Consider the following 13366-nt stretch of genomic DNA (forward strand, 5'->3'; position numbering starts at 1 on the left):
TGCAAAGCTAGGCACATGGCGAACCGAGCAGGCACCGTAGCCCTTCCCAGCGACCTCGTGGACATCACCGCGCTCCTCGACGCGTACTACGACGTGTCCCCGGACCTGAGCGACCCCGGCCAGCGCGTGGCCTTTGGGACGTCCGGCCACCGCGGCTCGAGCCTCAAGGCCTCCTTCAACGAGAAGCACATCGCCGCCATTACCCAGGCGATCGTGGAGTACCGCGCCGGGCAGGGCATCCGGGGCCCCCTGTTCCTCGCGAAGGACACCCACGCCCTCTCCGAGCCGGCCACCAACACCGCGCTCGAGGTCCTCGCCGCGAACGGCGTGCAGGTCCTCGTCGACGCCCGCCACGGTTACACGCCGACCCCATCGGCGAGCCACGCGATCCTGAAGTACAACGCCGGCCGCGCCGAGGACGACCCGGGCCGGGCGGACGGGATCGTCGTGACCCCGAGCCACAACCCGCCCTCCGACGGCGGCTTCAAGTACAACCCGCCGCACGGCGGCCCCGCCGACACCGACGCGACCGGGTGGATCGCCAACCGGGCCAACGAGCTCCTCGAGGCGGACCTCGCGGGCGTGCACCGCGTCCAGCTCGCCGACGCGCTGGCCGCGGACTCCACGGGCCAGTTCGACTTCCTCTCCTCCTACGTCGACGACCTGCCCCTCGTGCTGGACATCGAGGCGATCCGCAACGCCGGCGTGCGCATCGGGGCCGACCCGATGGGCGGGGCCTCCGTGGACTACTGGGGCGAGATCGGCGAGCGCCATCACCTCGACCTGACCGTGGTGAATCCGACGGTGGACCCCCAGTGGGCGTTCATGACCCTGGACTGGGACGAGAAGATCCGCATGGACTGCTCGTCGCCGTTCGCCATGGCCTCGCTCATCCAGAAGGTCTCGCAGGGCGCGGGCTACGACATCGCCACGGGCAACGACGCCGACGCCGACCGGCACGGCATCGTCACCCCCGACGGCGGGCTCATGAACCCCAACCATTACCTCTCGGTGGCCATCGACTACCTCTACCGCCACCGCACCGGCTGGCGGCCGGACACCGTGGTCGGCAAGACGCTCGTGAGCTCGTCCATGATCGACCGCGTGGCCGAGGGCCTCGGCAAGAAGCTCGTCGAGGTGCCGGTCGGCTTCAAGTGGTTCGTGCCCGGCCTGCTCTCGGGCCAGGGCGCGTTCGGCGGCGAGGAGTCCGCGGGGGCGAGCTTCGTCAAGCGGGACGGCGGCGTCTGGACCACGGACAAGGACGGCATCCTCCTGAACCTCCTCGCCTCCGAGATCAGGGCCGTGACGGGGAAGTCGCCGAGCGAGCTCTACGGCGAGCTGACCGCGAAGTACGGGTCGCCGTCGTACGCGCGGATCGACGCCGGGGCGACGCGGGAGCAGAAGGCCAAGCTCGGCAAGCTGTCCGCGAGCGACGTCACCGCCACCGAGCTCGCCGGCGAGCCGATCACCGCCAAGCTGACGGAGGCCCCGGGGAACGGGGCGAAGATCGGCGGCCTGAAGGTCACGACCGAGCACGCGTGGTTCGCCGCCCGCCCGTCCGGGACCGAGGACGTCTACAAGATCTACGCCGAGTCCTTCAAGGGCGACGACCACCTCAAGCAGGTGCAGGCCGAGGCGAAGGCGCTCGTCGACTCCGTCATCGCCTGACCACCTGAAAGTCACCTTCTGGGGGTCGCCTCCTGGGAGTCACCACGTGTGGCCTCCAGAAGGTGACCCCCAGCTGGCTGTGGGGTGACCGCGGTCATATCCTTAGCGCGGGTAATGAGCTATGCTAAGGACCGATGACTCCCCCGAACCTCACTGACGTCGAATCCCACACCTCTGCCTCCCCCGACATCCTCGAGCTCGCCGCCGAACTGCGTGTCGCCATCATGCGCACGTCCCGCGTCCTGCGGACGCAGGCGACGAGCGACGTCGTCAGCCCCGGCCAGAACTCAGTCCTGTCCGTCCTCGGAAAGCGCGGCCCGCTCACGATGCGCCAGCTCGCGGACATCGAGCACGTCCAGGCACCCAGCATGACGCGCACCGTGAACCACCTGTGCGAGGGCGGGCTCGTCGCGAGGGCGGAGCACCCGACGGACGGACGGCTCGTCGTCGTCGGACTCACCGACGCCGGCCGCGCGGTCCTCGAGGAGTCCCGGCGGCTGCGCTCCGCGTGGCTCGCGAGCCGCCTCGATGCGCTCCCGCCCGGAGACCAGGCCGCCCTGCACCGCGCCGCCGAGCTGCTGCTGGAGATGACGGCCCGATGAGCAGCATGTTCCGCGCACTCCAGCACCCCAACTACCGCCTCTGGGCCGCCGGCGCCCTCGTCTCCAATGTGGGGACCTGGATGCAGCGCGTGGCCCAGGACTGGCTCGTCCTGACCCAGCTCACCAACCATGACGGCGCGGCCGTGGGCATCACCACCGGCCTGCAGTTCCTGCCGATCCTGCTCCTCGGCCCCTACGCCGGCCTCCTCGGGGACCGCCTCGACAAGCGCAAGCTCCTCCTCGCCACGCAGACCGCGATGGGGCTGCTCGCGCTCGTGCAGGGCGTCCTCGTGCTCACCGGCGTGGCGCAGCTGTGGCACATCTACGCGATCGCGCTGCTGCTCGGCGTGGCCAGCGCCTTCGACGCCCCGCCGCGCCAGGCCTTCGTCTCGGAGCTCGTGGGACGCGCCGACGTGCCCAACGCCGTGGCACTCAACTCGGCCTCCTTCAACCTCGCGCGGCTCGCGGGACCCGGCGTCGCGGGCGTGCTGATCGGCCTCATCGGCACGGGCTGGGTGTTCATGCTCAACGCCGCGACCTTCCTCGGCGTCCTGTTCTCGCTCACTCGCCTGCGGGTAGACCTCCTGCACCGCACGCCGCCGCTGCCGCGGGGCAAGGGCCAGATCATGGCGGGCGTGCGGTACGTGCGCACCGAGCCGAGGATCCTGCTCATCCTGGTGATGGCCGGGCTCGTGGGCACGTTCACGCTCAACTTCCAGGTCACCAACGCGCTCATGGCGGCCGACGTCTTCCACACCGGCGCGGACGCCTACGGCCTCCTCGGATCCATCCAGGCCATCGGCACGCTCGGGGGCGCGCTTCTGGCGGCGCGCCGGAAGCAGCCCCGGCTCACGCTGCTCGTGGCTGCCGCGGTGGGGCTCGGCGTCGCCACGATCGTCGCGGCCGCGATGCCCAGCTACCTCTCCTATGCCGTGGTCCTCGTGTTCGTCGGCGTCACGGCGCTGACGTTCCTCAACAGCGCCAACACGATCGTCCAGCTCACCACCGAGCCCCAGTACCGGGGGCGGGTCCTCGCCCTGTACATGGCGGTCATCCAGGGCGGCACGCCAATCGGCGCTCCGCTCGTCGGCTGGCTCGCGAACGCGGTCGGCACCCGCTGGGCGGTTCTGGCTGGCGGCCTCGCCGCGCTCGTAGCCGGGGCCGTCGGCATCTGGGCGCTCGCGCGCTGGGGCGAGGGGACCCTCCGCGACCAGGTCCGCGCCGTCTGGGTCGAGCGGCGCGCGGCCCGCGCAGCCGCCGCCCTCGCCTCCGCCGGGGCCCAGGACACGGGGTCGCCTTCCACCGTCCCGGGGTCGCCTTCCGCGCACGACGGCGAGCCCGCACCTCAGCAGCCGACGGCACCCGCCCGCAACTCGGCCGCCGAAGCCCTGCCCCCCGCACCGCAGCGCGGGTCGTCGCTCCGCCTCCCGCGACACCCGCCGGCCACGACGACCGGCTCGCTGCCCGCGGTCGCGCCGAGGAACTAGCTGCCCCCAGCAGGGAGGAAACCGGGGAGGACGGGACCCCGCGTTACCTCGCGGGGAAACAGGAAGAGGATCTGGCCGCCGGCCCATTACGGGTCAGGCGGCCAGATCCTCTCGGGTGCTGCGGGCTCAGACGGTCTCGACGACGTCCTCGTAGGCGAACTTGGTCTTCGCGGGGCCCCAGGCGTCGGGGCCGGGCTGGCCGATGTTGACCACGAGGAAGCTCTTGCGGCCGCCCTCGGCGAAGAAGTCCGCGTCGATCGCGGAGAAGTCGGCGCCGGTCATCGGGCCGGCGGCGAGCCCCAGCGAGCGCACGGCGAGGATGAAGTACCCGGCCTGCAGGTGTGCATTGTCGCGGCCGGTGCCGTAGCGGACCACGTCGTCGTCGAACATCGACTTCAGCCCGGCGGCCTGCGGAAGGAACGTCTCGAAGCGCTCGTGCCACTCGGTGTCGAAGGAGAGGACGGCCACGAGCGGCGCTGCGAGGGTCTTGGCCTGGTTGCCGCGGCTCATGTGGGACACGAGGCGCTCCCGCGCCTCGGGCGTGCGGACGTACGTGACGCGCATCGGCTGGTTGTTGAAGGCGGTCGGTCCGAACTTCGCGAGCTCGTAGATCGCCTGCGCCTGCTCGTCGGTCACCTCCCCGGTGAAGGTGTTGGCGGTGCGGGCCTCGACGAAGAGGGCGTTGACGGCTTCGGCGTCGAGCGCAGCTTCCTGATGGGCGATGCTCATGCGTGTCTCCTCACGGCGGCCCGGCGGCCGCCCTCATCAACCTGACAACCGCCGCCCCCGCCCCGGGCATCCCTTCCGGAGGCGTGACGTTGCCCACACCCCGGGACCGTTCCCGACCAGCGAGTAGGATGTCCTGCGGCATCCCCGCTCCCCCACGCTTGGAAGGCGCCCCATGAGCCTGCTCGGAACCAGATGGAAGCTCCACGGCGACGGCCGCTCCGTCCGTCCCGGCGAGGTGGTGGCCCCCGGCGAGCGGCTCGCGTGGCCGATCACGATCGGCGTCGGGCTGCAGCACGTCGTGGCGATGTTCGGCGCAACATTCCTCGTGCCGATCCTGACGCACATGCCGCCGGCCACGACCCTGTTCTTCTCGGGCATCGGCACGCTGCTGTTCCTCGTGGTCACGCGTGGGCGGGTGCCGAGCTACCTGGGGTCCTCGTTCGCGTTCATCGCCCCGATCCTCGCCTCGCAGCAGCAGTTCGGCGTCGCTGGGGCGCTCGGCGGCGTCGTGGTGGCCGGCGTGGTGCTCGCCGCCGTGGGTGCCGTGGTCCAGGCGTTCGGGGCGCACTGGATCAACGCGATCATGCCCCCGGTGGTCACCGGCACGATCGTGGCGCTGATCGGGCTGAACCTCGCTCCCGCGGCGAAGCAGAACTTCGACGCCGCCCCCGTCACGGCACTCGTCACGCTGCTGGCGATCATCTTGGTCTCCGTGCTCTTCCGCGGGATCCTGGGCCGGCTGAGCATCCTCATCGGCGTGGTGGCCGGATACATCGTCGCCGTGTGGCGCGGCGAGGTGAACTTCTCGAAGATCGACGCCGCCGCGTGGATCGGGCTCCCGCACTTCCAGACCCCCGCCTTCCACCTCGGCGTGCTCGGCCTATTCGTGCCGGTGGTCCTCGTACTCGTCGCCGAGAACGTGGGGCACGTGAAGAGCGTCGCGGCCATGACCGGGGCGAATCTGGACGACATGGCCGGACGCGCCCTCATGGCCGACGGCGCCGCGACCGTCCTCGCCGGCCTCGGCGGCGGCTCGGGCACCACGACCTACGCCGAGAACATCGGCGTCATGGCCGCGACCAAGGTGTACTCGACGGCGGCCTACTGGGTTGCCGGCGTCACGGCCCTGCTGCTGAGCTTCTCCCCCAAGTTCGGCGAGCTCATCGCCACCGTCCCCGCGGGAGTGCTCGGCGGCGCGGCGACCATGCTCTACGGCATGATCGGCGTGCTCGGTGTGAAGATCTGGGTGCAGAACCGGGTCAACTTCTCGAACCCCGTGAACATCACCACGGCCGCGGTCGCGCTCATCGTCGGCATCGCGGACTACACCTGGAAGGTCGGCGACCTGGCCTTCGCGGGGATCGCGCTCGGCTCCGCCGCCGCACTCATCGTCTTCCACGGCATGAGCGCGCTCGCCCGCTGGCGCGGCACCGCGACCGACGACGCCACCGAGCCCGCCGTCCGCAGCAGGTGAACCGCGGGCGGCGAGCGGGCGGCGAGTGATCCGCGGCCGGCGGGCGGGCGGCCGGTAAGCCGTGGCCGCCAGCAGCGGCGCACGGCCGCGGGCCCGCGCCGCTGCTGGAAGAATGGGCCCATGGCTGACACCCCCACGGAAGAGCTGGTCCAACTCGTCGACGAGGACGGCACCCTCCTGGGCACCGCCCCGAAGGCGACCGTCCACACCGAGAGCACCCCGCTGCACCTCGCGTTCTCGTGCCACGTGTTCGGACCCGATGGCCGGGTGCTCGTGACCCGCCGGGCCCTCGCCAAGAAGACCTGGCCGGGGGTCTGGACGAACGCGTTCTGCGGCCACCCGGCCCCGGGCGAGACCTTCGAGGACGCGATCCGGCGGAGGGCCGAGCAGGAGCTCGGGCTCGAGGTCCACTCGATCGAGCCGGTCCTGCCCGATTTCCGCTACCGGGCGGTGGACGCGTCCGGGATCGTCGAGTACGAGGTCTGCCCGGTCTTCCGGGCCGTCGCCGCGGCAGACCCCCGGGAGAACCCGGACGAGGTCGCCGAGTGGGCGTGGTCCGACCCGATCGACTTCCGCGCCGCCGTCGCCGCCGCGCCCTACGCGTTCAGCCCGTGGCTCGTCATGCAGCTCGACGCCCTCGCCGCGCAGGGCGACTAGGAGTCCCCCGGCGGGGCTGACCCTCGCCTTCGGACAGAACCCTGCGCTTCAGCACGGGGCTTTGACCGAAAGCCAGGGCAGAATCTGCCGAGGAGCCGCGTCAGGCGCCGGCGAGGAGCTCCGCGACCGCACGGCGGACGTACTGGGCGGCATGGGCGATCGCGTCGGCGGGGCTCGGGGCGAGGTCCACCAGGGCGCCGGCCGCCTCGATGCCGTGCTCGGCGAGCTGGCCCGGCTCGGCGAGGATGCGGCCGGCCACCGCGATGACGGGGATGCCCCGGTCCCGCGCCCGGTCGGCGAGCGCGATCGGGGCCTTGCCCGTGAGCGACTGCCCGTCGAGCGAGCCCTCCCCCGTGATCACGAGGTCCGCACCGGCAAGGCGGGCATCGATCCCCACGAGCTCGGCCACGAGGTCGAACCCGCTCTCGAGCCGCGCCCCGGTGAAGGCCAGGAACGCCGAGGGGAAGCCGCCGGCCGCCCCCGCGCCGGGGACGTCGACGTCCCGCCCCGTCGCCTCGGCGAGGACCTTCGCCCAAGTGCGCAGGCCGGCGTCGAGCGCCTCCACCGTCTCGGGGTCCGCGCCCTTCTGCGGGCCGAAGACGTGGGCCGCCCCGTCCGGCCCGACGAGTGGGTTGCGGACGTCGACGGCGATGCGCAGCGTGGCCGCGGCGAGCCGGGGGTCGAGGGCGGACGCGTCAAGGGAGGCGATGTCCGCGAGCGCGGCCCCGCCGAGCGGAACGACGTTGCCGGCAGCGTCGAGCGGCCGGAGCCCGAGGGCGCGCAGGGCGCCGGATCCGCCGTCGGTCATCGCGGAGCCGCCGACCCCGATCACGATCTCCGTGGCCCCGGCGTCCAGCGCCGCCGCGATCAGCTGCCCGGCACCGTAGGAGTGGGCCCGTCCGGCGGTCTCGGGATCCGGATCGGCACCGAGCGCCGCGAGGCCGGACGCCTGCGCGGTCTCGATCACGGCGGTGGCCCCGCGCAGCGCCCACGCGGCACCCACGGGCTTGATGAGCGGCCCGGTCACGGCGCGGATGCGTTCCTCGAACCCCGCGGCGACGGCCGCCTCGAGGGTGCCCTCGCCGCCGTCGGCCACCGGGACGCGGACGATCTCGGCGTCCGGGTACACGGCCAGCGCACCCTCGGCCATGGCGTCGGCGGCCTCGGCGGCCGTGAGCGAGCCTTTGAACTTGTCCGGGGCGATGAGGATGCGCATTGCACCATCCTGCCAGTACCCGCTGACACAATGTCCGCGTGGAGACCAACCGCGTCGAGGCGTTCAGTGACGGCGTCCTCGCCATCGCCATCACGATCATGGTGCTCGAGCTCAAGACCCCCGAGACCCCGGACCTGCACGGCCTCGCCGCGGTCCTGCCGACGCTGCTCACCTATGTGCTCAGCTTCGTGTACATCGGGATCTACTGGACCAACCACCACCACCTCATGCACCTCACCGCCAGGATCGACGGGGGTGCACTGTGGGCCAACCTGAACCTGCTGTTCTGGCTGTCGGTGGTCCCGTTCACCACGCGCTGGATGGACGAGAGCAGCCTCGCGGAGCTGCCCGTGCTCGTGTACGGGATCAACCTGCTGGCCGCCGCGGTCTCCTACACGATCCTGCAGACCCGCCTCATCCGCCTCCAGGGCGCCGGCAGCCGGCTCGCGCGGGCCATCCGCAACGACGCCAAGGGCAAGTGGTCCATGGCCCTGTACGTGGCCGGGTGCGCTGGGGCCTTCGTTTCGGTGTGGATCAGCGCCGCCGCCTACGTGGCCGTGGCGGCGCTGTGGGTCGTCCCCGACCGGCGGATCGAGCGGGCCGTCGCCGAGGGCACCTCCGCGGACGACGGCGGCAGCTGAGGGCGGCGCGTCCCTCGCCGCCGCGCGTGGAGTCAGCGCTGCGGGAGCGCCCGGGTGCCCTCGATCTGCACGGCCTGGAGGTCGTGGGCGTTGAGGCCGAGCTCGCGCAGGATCGTCGGGGCGATCTGGGTGGTCTCGACCGGGCCGGCGACCGCCGATGCGGTCGCATCCGCGCCCTGCGAGACGACGAGCGGGACGTGGCGGTCCTGCGGGTCGGCGCCGCCGTGCTCCGCGATCTTGCCCTTGCCGCCCGTGTAGACCACGCCGTGCTGGACGATGCCGAAGATGTCCGGGATGCGGGCGTCGTTGGCGGCCGTGTGGAAGAAGTCGGCCACCTGCGATCCGGCGTAGACGGCGGACAGGCCGGAGTCCTGGACCGTGAGGGGGGCCTTGTTGATGTCGTTGCCGGCCGCGGAGTGCGCGAGCAGGTACTGCTTGGCGAAGTCGGCAGCCTTCTGGGTGTGCTCGGTGAGCCAGAGCTGCATGATGTCGTCGTCCGTGGAGAAGGCGACGAGGTCGCCGGCGTGGCCGGCGGCCTTCCACGCGGCGTTGAGGCCGTCGACGATGGGGCCGTCGTCGACGCGCTTGAGCACGGCAGGGTCCGTGGGGGACTGTCCGTGCTTCGCGGAGAGGATCACCGTGGTCTTCTTGGCGTCCGGGGTCTTGGCGATGGCGTCGGTCATCCTGCCGACCTCGGTGTTGATGTAGTCCAGGGCCTTTGTCAGGAGCGGCCCGGGGGTCACGCCGTCGGCGAGGTAGCCGCCGGCCATGCCGTCCGAGGTCGGGAGCTTCTGCGCCGTCGAGACGGTCTGGAAGTTCATGCCGAAGACCCCGGGCTCACCCGCGTTCTGGGTGCCGGAGTGGTCCTTGCCGCCGATCTCGTTGAGGACGGCCTGGACCTTGTAGGTGTCGTACTGCTGGGTGGCGGCGTTGTCCTTCGTCCAGTCGCTGCCGGCGGGGTAGCCCGCGGCGGAGGCATCCGAGTTGATCTCGGGTGCGAACAGGTCATCGATGCCGGTGCCGGAGGGGCCGCTGAGGATGTCGTAGGCGATGTGCTTGTCCGACCAGGCGGTGCGCAGGCCGGCCTTCTTGGCGACCTCGAAGACCGTGTTCACCTTGAGGTACTGGTTGGGGTAGACCGGCTTGCACGTGGTCGGGTCCACGGGCAGGCTCGCCGGGTTCAGCAGCGAGCGGGGCTGGCCCGTCATCTGCAGGATGCTGTCCGGCAGCCCCTTCAGGCCCTGGCCGGCGTCGAGCGCGTTCTGGTCCTTGTCGGCCGCCTCTGTCATCGCCACTTCTGCGCCGGGCTTCGCCGTGGCGCAGTCCGTGGTGCCGGCGGGAAGGAGGGCACGGTTCCACGTGTCGTCGTAGTAGATGCCCGTGGTGCCGGGGTTGCCGCCGGTCAGCTGGCCGACCATGCCGGGGAACGAGTCCGAGGGCACGGGGGTCTGGGCGTTCGTGTAGCTCGTGCCGTGGCCGACGAGGCGGGCGAGCGCCGAGCCCGGGTGGTTCCGGACGTACCAGTCGAGGTCTGACTGGTGCAGGCCGTCCACAGAGAGCAGGAGGACGTGCTTGTCCGAGGCCGCCCTGTGGGACGTCGCCGGAGCGGCCACGGCGGCGCCGGCCGCGCCTGCCGTAGCCAGCGCCGCACCGAGCACGGCCGCGGCCGCCCGTTTCGTGGTGGTCTTCATGGTGGTTCCCTTCCGGCGCCTGGGCGCCCAGCATCCGGCCGCCGGCAGGCGGCCCGCAGGCGATGCTTCCACCGCGGGCGGGGGGCCCGGGGTGGTTGGGCGGCCACAAGGCGAGAGTTCCCTCGGAGTTCGGCTGGGCGTCGCCCAGCTCCCAGAGGATTCACCGGGAACTCAGGGGACCTTCTCCGTATCGGGCTGGCTCCGGCAGAGAGCGCCCCATCAGCGCGGGGGCCAGGCCCCGCGCGCCTGGAGCACCGAACGCAGCACGTCGGCCCGGTCGGTGAGGAGCCCGTCCACGCCGGCGTCGAGGAGCCGGTGCATGTCCGCGGCCTCGTTGACCGTCCACACGTGCACCTGCAGGCCGAGGCGGTGGGCGCGGTCCACGAACCCGCGGGTGGGGACGCGGAGGCCCCGGAAGTGCTCAGGCACCTGGAGCGCGCCGATGCCCCTGAGCGCGCGGCGCAGCAGCGCCTCGGGAAGGGGCGCCCCGAGGAGCCGCATCACGGCCGCGGACTCGATGCCGGACGAGGACGCCACCGGCCGGGAGAGCCGGGACAGCACGGCGCGGCGGCGCGCGTCGGAGAACGAGGTGACGAGCACCCGGTCGTGCAGGCGCATCCGCTCGATGAGCCCGGCGAGGGGAGCCACGGCGGCGGCCGACTTCACGTCCACGTTGACGTACGCCCCCGGCAGCTCCTCGACGAGCTCTGCGAACAGCGGCACGCGCTCGGAGGCACCGATCCTCGCGGCCGCCACGGCGGACCAGTCCAGCTCGGCCAGGGCCCCGGTCCGGTCCGTGACGCGGTCCAGACGCTCGTCGTGGAAGGCGACCAGTGCGCCGTCGTGCGTGGCCCGGACGTCCGTCTCGAGGTGGGTGAATCCGAGGTCCCACGCGGCGCGGAACGCGGTGAGCGTGTTCTCGAGCCCTTCGGGGGAGAAGCCGCGGTGCGCGAAGGCCATGGGGGCCGGGTGGAAGAACGGCACGGCCCCACGCTACCTCCACCCGAGTAGGCTGGCGGCATGGAGCTGAGCGCCGCGAGCCGCGAATACTTCCGCACGCTTCCGCGACGGCGGGTCGCCGCGGGCCTGGTGATCCGCGACGGCGGCGGCCGCGTCCTGGCCGTCAAGCCCAACTACCGGGACGGCTGGCTGCTGCCCGGCGGCACCGTGGATCCGGGCGAGGCCCCGCGCAAGGCCGCCCGCCGCGAGGGCCGCGAGGAGCTCGGGCTCGACATCGAGCCAGGGGCCCTCCTGCTGATCGCCCACTCGGCCTTCCCGGACCCGGTCGGGGACGGGCTGAGCTTCCTGTACGACGGCGGATCGCTCCCCGCGGGCGCCTCCGTCACCCTCCAGGAGGAGGAGCTCATCGAGTGGCGGTTCGTGGGCGAGGAGGAGTTCGGGGAGTACTTCGGCGACCACGGTGCCCGGCACATCGAGGCGGCGCTCACCGGGCTCGCGGAGGCCCGCACGCTCGAGCTCGAGGACGGCGTCGAGGTCCTCTAGCCGGTCCGCGAGCGCATTCAGTCCGCGAGCTCTGTGGGTTCGGTCACGACGTCCACCATGGCCTCCCCGCGGAGGACGGTGATCTCCGTGCGCCGCCCGATGGCCTCGGCAAACATGTGCCGCTGGAGGGACTGGGCGTCCTTGAGGGGCTCGCCGTTGATCGCGAGCAGGAGGTCGCCGCGCCGGATGCCGCTGGACTCCGCCGGGCTCCCGCCCACCACCTCGGCGACGCGCAGCGCCCGCCGGGACCCGGTGCGGGCCGCCCAGCGCGCCTCCAGCGGCGTCGGCACGCTCACGAGTCCCAGATAGGCGCGGCGGACGCGCCCGTCGAGGCGGAGGGAGTCGAGGATCCGCCGGGTCGTGGCGTTGATCGGCACGGCGAGGCCGAGCCCGAATCCGGCCACGGCGGTGTTGATCCCCACCACGCGGCCCCGCGAGTCCGCGAGGGCGCCGCCCGAGTTGCCGGGGTTGAGTGCGGCGTCGGTCTGGATGACGTCCTCGATGAGGCGCGACGCCGTCCGCCCCCGGGCCGGGATCGAGCGCCCGAGCGCGCTCACGACTCCGGCCGTGACGCTGCCCTCGAGGCCGAGCGGGCTGCCCACCGCAACCACGAGCGATCCGACCAGCAGCGTGTCCGCGTCGCCGAGCTCGGGCGGCTCGGGCACGTCGATGCCGCTGCGCAGGACGGCGAGGTCGGAGAGGGGGTCGCGGCCCACCACGGCGAACGGCCCGACCGTGCCGTCCGCGAACGCCACCTCGCCGTGGTTGAGGCGCCCGACCACATGCGCGTTCGTCACGAGGTGCCGCTCCGCGGTGAGCACGACGGCGCTCCCGGACCCCCGCTCGGTCCGCACCGAGGCGACACGCGGGGTCAGGTGCCGGGCCACGCCGGTGACGACCTGGGAGTAGGCGTCCATGGCCGGCCCCTCGGCGAGGCGGCCGGCGTCGCTGTTCTCGCTCATGCTCCCCCAACGCCGCAGAGGGCCCGCGCATGCCGGGTATCGCGCGGGGCGAACGGGGCGCGTCGGAAGGCCGAGCGAAGAAGCTTGTTTGGATCACGCACGTGCAGGGAAACAGATGGACTGCTGTACAACCAGACGTTGTACACCGACCTTAGGAGATCACCGTGCTGCTCTGGATTGCACTCATTCTGTTCGTCCTCTGGCTCCTCGGATTCATCGCGCTTCCGAGCCTCGGAGGCATCGTCCACATCCTCATCGTGCTCGCCGTCATCGCCCTGATCGTGCACTTCGTCACGCGCCGCAAGGCGGTCTGACCGGCGCAGCCCGCGTTGGGTGCCCCCTCTCCCGCCATAATGGAGGCATTCGGAACTGAATGCTGGGCGATCAAAGGGAGTTGTCGATGAAGCTGTTCATCTGGGGCATCGTGATGCTGGCCATCTTCGTTCTGGGCCTGCTGGTCGACATCGGCGGCGGCGTCTACATGTTCCTGTGGGCCGCACTCGTGCTGATGACCATCGGGACGATGAAGCTGTCGCACCGGCGCGCGTGAAGCGCTAGCGGCGGGCGGCGCCCCGGCCCGGCTAGCCAGCCGGGATCCAGGACGAGGGTCGCAGAGAGGGGGGGGGGGGGGGGGGGGGCCCCCCCGCCCGCGGGGGGGGGTACCGAACCTTTGATGTGGGCGCCCCGGAGCACCCCCCCCCGCCCCCGCTCGGGGGGCGCAGGGGGGCGAGACCCC

Annotated in this window: 14 protein-coding genes; 9 read left to right on the top strand and 5 right to left on the bottom strand. The window is 72.1% G+C overall.

Annotated features, from left to right (window positions below):
* Nucleotides 1–15 precede the first annotated feature (15 nt).
* From pgm to J2W21_RS02865, 3 genes are all read left to right on the top strand, one after another.
* On the top strand, nucleotides 16–1668 hold the full coding sequence (gene pgm, locus J2W21_RS02855) for a phosphoglucomutase (alpha-D-glucose-1,6-bisphosphate-dependent) (RefSeq protein WP_307112979.1): 1653 nt from the start codon (nucleotides 16–18) through the stop codon (nucleotides 1666–1668).
* 134 nt (nucleotides 1669–1802) lie between these two features.
* Nucleotides 1803–2270, top strand: a complete 468-nt coding sequence (locus tag J2W21_RS02860; RefSeq protein ID WP_307112980.1) for a MarR family winged helix-turn-helix transcriptional regulator — start codon at nucleotides 1803–1805, stop codon at nucleotides 2268–2270.
* Nucleotides 2267–3757: an MFS transporter gene (locus J2W21_RS02865; RefSeq protein ID WP_307112981.1), complete on the top strand. Its 1491-nt coding sequence runs from the start codon at nucleotides 2267–2269 to the stop codon at nucleotides 3755–3757. The genes J2W21_RS02860 and J2W21_RS02865 overlap by 4 nt, the downstream gene beginning before the upstream one ends.
* 126 nt (nucleotides 3758–3883) lie before the next feature.
* Here the strand turns inward: J2W21_RS02865 and J2W21_RS02870 are convergent, their stop codons facing one another.
* A complete protein-coding gene (locus J2W21_RS02870) occupies nucleotides 3884–4486 on the bottom strand; it encodes a malonic semialdehyde reductase (protein ID WP_307112982.1) in 603 nt (200 codons plus the stop codon).
* 172 nt (nucleotides 4487–4658) lie between these two features.
* Here J2W21_RS02870 and J2W21_RS02875 point away from each other — a divergent pair, with 172 nt between their 5' ends.
* A complete protein-coding gene (locus tag J2W21_RS02875; protein WP_307112983.1) occupies nucleotides 4659–5960 on the top strand; it encodes a uracil-xanthine permease family protein in 1302 nt (433 codons plus the stop codon).
* Between the two features lie 120 nt (nucleotides 5961–6080).
* A complete protein-coding gene (idi, locus tag J2W21_RS02880) occupies nucleotides 6081–6617 on the top strand; it encodes an isopentenyl-diphosphate Delta-isomerase (RefSeq protein ID WP_307112984.1) in 537 nt (178 codons plus the stop codon).
* A gap of 100 nt (nucleotides 6618–6717) precedes the next feature.
* Here idi and J2W21_RS02885 read toward each other — a convergent pair whose 3' ends face one another.
* Entirely contained in the window at nucleotides 6718–7833 is a 1116-nt protein-coding gene (locus J2W21_RS02885; protein ID WP_307112985.1) for a glycerate kinase, read from the bottom strand.
* 38 nt (nucleotides 7834–7871) lie between these two features.
* Between J2W21_RS02885 and J2W21_RS02890 the strand changes: the two genes are divergently transcribed.
* Nucleotides 7872–8474, top strand: coding sequence for a TMEM175 family protein (locus tag J2W21_RS02890; protein ID WP_307112986.1), 603 nt, complete (start codon nucleotides 7872–7874; stop codon nucleotides 8472–8474).
* A 32-nt stretch (nucleotides 8475–8506) separates the two neighbouring features.
* Here the strand turns inward: J2W21_RS02890 and J2W21_RS02895 are convergent, their stop codons facing one another.
* Nucleotides 8507–10165 (bottom strand): alkaline phosphatase family protein, encoded by a 1659-nt coding sequence (locus J2W21_RS02895; protein WP_307112987.1) that lies wholly within the window; start codon nucleotides 10163–10165, stop codon nucleotides 8507–8509.
* A 219-nt stretch (nucleotides 10166–10384) separates the two neighbouring features.
* Entirely contained in the window at nucleotides 10385–11125 is a 741-nt protein-coding gene (locus J2W21_RS02900) for a glycerophosphodiester phosphodiesterase family protein (RefSeq protein WP_307113015.1), read from the bottom strand.
* 60 nt (nucleotides 11126–11185) lie between these two features.
* On the opposite strand from J2W21_RS02900, the gene J2W21_RS02905 reads away from it, so the two are divergent.
* A complete protein-coding gene (locus J2W21_RS02905) occupies nucleotides 11186–11668 on the top strand; it encodes an NUDIX domain-containing protein (protein WP_307112988.1) in 483 nt (160 codons plus the stop codon).
* A 17-nt stretch (nucleotides 11669–11685) separates the two neighbouring features.
* On the opposite strand, the gene J2W21_RS02910 is transcribed toward J2W21_RS02905, so the two are convergent.
* Nucleotides 11686–12630 carry a S1C family serine protease gene (locus tag J2W21_RS02910; protein WP_307112989.1) on the bottom strand — a complete coding sequence of 315 codons (945 nt, stop codon included), beginning with the start codon at nucleotides 12628–12630 and terminating at the stop codon, nucleotides 11686–11688.
* Nucleotides 12631–12794: 164 nt separating this feature from the next.
* Here J2W21_RS02910 and J2W21_RS02915 point away from each other — a divergent pair, with 164 nt between their 5' ends.
* Together J2W21_RS02915 and J2W21_RS02920 are read left to right on the top strand one after the other, a co-directional pair.
* Nucleotides 12795–12944: a lmo0937 family membrane protein gene (locus J2W21_RS02915; protein ID WP_307112990.1), complete on the top strand. Its 150-nt coding sequence runs from the start codon at nucleotides 12795–12797 to the stop codon at nucleotides 12942–12944.
* 86 nt (nucleotides 12945–13030) lie between these two features.
* Nucleotides 13031–13180, top strand: coding sequence for a hypothetical protein (locus tag J2W21_RS02920; protein WP_307112991.1), 150 nt, complete (start codon nucleotides 13031–13033; stop codon nucleotides 13178–13180).
* Nucleotides 13181–13366: the final 186 nt, after the last annotated feature.

Source organism: Sinomonas atrocyanea (assembly GCF_030811715.1).
Taxonomy (GTDB): domain Bacteria; phylum Actinomycetota; class Actinomycetes; order Actinomycetales; family Micrococcaceae; genus Sinomonas; species Sinomonas atrocyanea_A.